Here is a 1,700-nt window from a genome sequence, read left to right on the forward strand (position 1 = left end):
GAACAGGTCGGTGTTGAACTCCACCGCACCAGCCAGCACACCGCCGGCCTGCTCCTGGAACTGGAGGGTCAACTCGAAAGCGGACACGTCCCTGGGTACGGGCACCTCCTCGAAACGTACACCGCCCGAGGTCCCGTCAAAGGGAGGAGCCGCGTTCTGCAGCACCACCATCGCCTGCACCAAGGGGGTACGACTCTGGTCCCGCTCCGGTGCGAGCTCCTCCACCAGCCTCGCGAACGGAACCTCCTGATTCGCGAAGGCTCGGAGTACGTCCTCCCTGACCTCGTCCAGGAACTCCGCGAAGGAACGGTCGTCGTTGAGCCGAGACCGCAGGACGACCGTGTTGACGAAGAACCCGACCAGTCCCTCGAGCTCTGCCCGTTCCCGACCGGACGTCGCCGTGCCCAGGGCGATGTCCCTCTGCCCGCTGTACCGGGCGAACAGCAACTTGGTGATCGCCGTCAACGTCATGAACAGGCTCGTTCCCCGCGCACGACCGAGGGAACCGAGCGCGGCGGTGAGGTCGGCCGGGACCGAGAAGGAGTGCAGTGCTCCGGCCGAGCCGCGGATCGAGGGACGTGGGCGATCGGTGGGAAGCTCCAGCGGAGTGACATCCGCGAGGTGCCGGCGCCAGTAGTCGAGTTGACTCTCGAGTGCCTGCCCGGACAGTTGCTCCCGCTGCCACACCGCGTAGTCCGCGTACTGGACGGGAAGTTCGGGCAGATCCGCCCGTGGCCCACCCGTCGCCTCCTCGTAGAAGGCCGCCAGTTCCCTCGTCAGGATCTCCGTGGAGGCACCGTCGGTGACGATGTGGTGCATCGCCACCAGCAGGACGTGGTCCTCCGGCGCCTCGCGCACGAGCGTTGCTCTGAGGAGTGGCCCGTTGCCGAGGTCGAACGGACGGGCGAGCTCCCCACGCAGCAGCCGGTCCAGTTCGGGCGCGGTACCTCCCTGCCCCTCGTGATGGGTCCCCCGGCTGGCCCCATCACCGTGGTCGAGCCCGGCGAGCAGCTCGTGGACGACCAACGGGACATCGGCCGCCGGCTGGATGCGCTGGACACCCTCGCCGTCGAGGGTGTCGAAGGTGGTCCGCAGAGCCTCGTGCCGGGCCACGACACGGGTGAGGGCGACGCGGAGGGAATCGACGTCCAGGGAACCGCGCAGTCGCAGGACCAGTCCCGAGTTGTACTCGGGACTCCCCCGTTCCAACTCGTTCAGGAACCACAGCCGCTGTTGCGCCGAGGACAGGGGAAGGTCCCGGTCACGTGGCGCCGGAACGATCTGGTTCCGCGGACGCGCACGCCCAGCCAGTCGGCTGCGAAGCCGTTCCCGCACGTGCTCCGGCAGGGAGCGGATGCGGTCCTCGCGTGACGACGGCGTGTTCATGGAATCCCCTCAGAGATCAATTTTGGCAGGCACGGCGGGACGCGGACGGGCCGGCGCGCCGCTCGGACACCGTCCGGTCGGTACGGGGTGGCGGTCAGTCGCGCGGCATGTCCCCGCCGTCGAACTCCAGCGAGTTCTCGATCTCGGCGATGACCAGTTCCTCGACGGTGTCGGCGAGACCCGCGACGGTTGGGTGGTCGAAGAGTGCTCGTGCGGTCGGATCCACGTCGAAGGCCTCCCGGATGCGCGCGACGACACGGAGGCTGAGAACGGAGTTCCCTCCGAGGTGGAAGAAGTCGTCGGTGACCCCGACC

General features: G+C 68.3%; 2 protein-coding genes. Both read right to left on the reverse strand.

Annotation, left to right across the window (positions count from 1 at the left end):
- On the reverse strand, nucleotides 1-1,386 hold a 1,386-nt coding region (locus ACTIDRAF_RS30865; protein WP_039789188.1), incomplete at its 3' end, for a condensation domain-containing protein.
- A 94-nt stretch (nucleotides 1,387-1,480) separates the two neighbouring features.
- The coding region (locus ACTIDRAF_RS30870) for a phosphopantetheine-binding protein (RefSeq protein WP_039789189.1) at nucleotides 1,481-1,700 on the reverse strand (220 nt) is incomplete at its 5' end.

The organism is Actinoalloteichus spitiensis RMV-1378, assembly GCF_000239155.1.
Lineage (GTDB): Bacteria > Actinomycetota > Actinomycetes > Mycobacteriales > Pseudonocardiaceae > Actinoalloteichus_B > Actinoalloteichus_B spitiensis.